This window comes from Mesorhizobium sp. M2A.F.Ca.ET.067.02.1.1 (assembly GCF_004023285.1).
In the GTDB taxonomy this organism is placed as follows: domain Bacteria; phylum Pseudomonadota; class Alphaproteobacteria; order Rhizobiales; family Rhizobiaceae; genus Mesorhizobium.
On sequence record NZ_RZSB01000796.1, the window covers coordinates 1 to 2,657 of the forward strand.

General features: G+C 60.2%; 3 protein-coding genes. 2 read left to right on the forward strand and 1 reads right to left on the reverse strand.

Annotated elements, in window-relative coordinates:
- Nucleotides 1-562: molybdopterin cofactor-binding domain-containing protein (locus EOA28_RS31905; RefSeq protein ID WP_148670988.1), on the forward strand; the 562-nt coding region annotated here is incomplete at its 5' end.
- A 141-nt stretch (nt 563-703) separates the two neighbouring features.
- Here the strand turns inward: EOA28_RS31905 and EOA28_RS31910 are convergent.
- Complete coding sequence (locus tag EOA28_RS31910) at nt 704-2,035, reverse strand: adenylate/guanylate cyclase domain-containing protein (RefSeq protein ID WP_189342310.1); 1,332 nt, start codon at nt 2,033-2,035, stop codon at nt 704-706.
- 293 nt (nt 2,036-2,328) lie between these two features.
- Here EOA28_RS31910 and EOA28_RS31915 point away from each other — a divergent pair.
- Nucleotides 2,329-2,657, forward strand: a 329-nt coding sequence (locus EOA28_RS31915; protein WP_128315664.1) for a pyridoxal-phosphate dependent enzyme, incomplete at its 3' end; no start/stop codon positions are given.

Here is a 2,657-nt window from a genome sequence, read left to right on the forward strand (position 1 = left end):
GCTACAGCGTCGGGGTGATCCTTCCCAGGGCCTATCTTACCAAGACATTGTCAATGGTTCAGGGTCCCCGATTGAGGCGAGAGGTTCTGCCCAGCGGGCGCAGGAATTGGCCGAGAAATACTCGATGCATTCGTTCGGCGCAGTCCTGGCGGAGGTCGCAATCGATCCGGACGTGGGAACGATCCGCATGCGCCGTCTCGTGGGTGCATACGGTATCGGCCGCGTCGTCAACCCGCTGCTCGCCAGGAGTCAGTGCACCGGCGGTATGATAGGAGGTATCGGCATGGCTCTAATGGAGCGCACCGTCCTGGATGCCCGCGACGGCCGGCCGGTTAACGCGCATATGGCCGATTACCTCATGCCTGTGAACCTCGACGTTCACCAACTCGAGGCGCATTTTGTCGAAGAGGTCGATCCCCATGTAAACCCGTTGGGAGTGAAGGGCCTTGGTGAGATCGCCTTAGTCGGAACCGCTCCAGCCATAGCCAACGCAGTTTTCCACGCCACGGGAAAACGAGTGCGCAAGCTGCCGATTTATATCGAGGATGTGCTTGGGAGTTGAGAGATCGGGGACCCGAGGCGCGTCCGCTATTGGGCGCGGTGAAGTTTACCAAAACGTCCGCGTTGAGGCGCGTTGCCGACGGGCAGCATGGGGGCCGAAGGCGGAGCTGCCTGCTCGTTGCCCTTACGAGCATGGAACAGCTTAGATCAGCCGGGTATCGCCAGGAAGCTGCCCCTCTTCCAACATCGCCAGGAATAAGCGGTGTTTGTCAGGCACACCTTTGAGCACGTGCTCTCCGTGATCTGCGAAACGTAGGCCTGAGCCTGCCACCAAGTCCCTCACGGTTTGAGAGGTCAAAACCATTCCGGCCTCCGCTGAACTCATGATCCTTGCTCCTGTGTGGATAGCGAGGCCTGTTACGTTGGTCCCGACAATCGCACATTCCCCGACGTGAACACCCGCTCGAATGTCGATCTCAAGCTGCTTCACCGAGGCGGCAATGGTGAGGGCACACCGTACCGCGCGCGCTGGCCCGTCGAACAGTGCCAAGAAACCATCACCGGCAACCGAAAACTCCTCGCCGCGGTAGCGTGCGATTTCCTTGCGTACGACGTTGTAATAGGAGGTTAGCGTATTGCTCCATGCTTGATCCCCGTCCCTCGCTAGATGGTCCGTTGATGACACGATGTCGAGGAACAGTATCGCGGCTAGCTTTCGGTCAGGCGTAACCTCCGGCGTCACACCGGTCAAAAACGACTGAATGTCGGCCAGGATCGTATCCATGTCCTTGGCGACGAAGGTGTGTATGTCTCCGGGATACTCCCTCATTTCTGCTTGAGGTATGCGCCGCGCCATGTCGCGCGCGGCTTCAGCCGATGCAACCGGATCGTGGGAACGGATCATGACTAGCGTTGGCATTGAGATCGCAGGAAGGATATTCCGGATATCGATGTCCCGATTCATCGCTTCGTAGGCCGCATATGCGGACGGGCTCGCGGCGGCCCTCATAACACGCGCTTGGGCATCGACCACCGTTTGATCGACACTACGCCCCAGCCCGACCCCTGCTCCACGGATGTACTCGTCTGAGGGGCCGTTCTCAGCCACATCCTTGATAAGCTGATCATACGCCTCGGACGACAAACCCCATGGGTGGTCTTCTGAAGCGCACCAACGAGCTTGCGTGCCCCAGACGATTAGCGATCTCACGCGGTCCGGGTTCAAGGCAGCAAACAAACTTGTCATCGAGCCCCCCTCGGAAACACCGAAAAGACTGGCACGCTCAACCTTCTCGGCATCCATCACGGCCCGGATGTCGTCGGTCCGTTCCTCAAGAGTCGCCATTCGGATTGGGCGATCGGACAGCCCGGTTCCACGCTTGTCGAACTTGATGACCCGGCAGAACGCCCCGAGCTTCTCGAAAAACAGAGCGCGCAGTGGCATTTCCCATTCCAGATCGAGGTGGGATGCCGTTCCCGGTGCCCAAACAAGGTCTATTGGGCCACTCCCCCAGACCTGATAGGCGATGGCCACCTCCCCGCTTCGCGCGTACTTGGTTCGGGGTGTCATCTCATCATTGCCCTATGCGGAAATGAACATGGATCAACGCTAACCTGCGGCCCTCTTGTCTGCAAACTCTCTTCACGCCTCAACCGGAAGATGCGCCGTGGCACCGCTTCGCCAGAACCGATCGACGCGATTTAGCGTGATGCTTTCGATGGTGCTCTACGCCGCCGACGGGATGGTCTATAGTCGTCGGCAGCCTGGCCGGTCGGCGTCGGTAATTGCTGCGTGACGGTGGCCGCGCCCTATGAGGGAGCGATCGCATGATCGTCGAGCTGAACGACATCCGGGCCGCGGCCGAGCGCATCAGGGGCAATGTCCGCCGCACGCCGGTGGTCGAGGCGACCAATCTCGAGTCGGGAGTTGGCGAAGGCTATCGGCTTGCTTTGAAGCTTGAGCTGCTGCAGGTCACGGGCTCGTTCAAGGCGCGGGGCGCCACGAACCGGCTGCTGGCGCTCGATGCTGCCGACATCGCTCATGGCATCGTCACCGCATCAGGGGGAAATCACGGCATCGCCACGGCCCGCGCCGGCTTCATGGCACAGGTGCCGGCCACCATTTTCCTGCCGAACAACGCCTCGCTCGAGAAGAT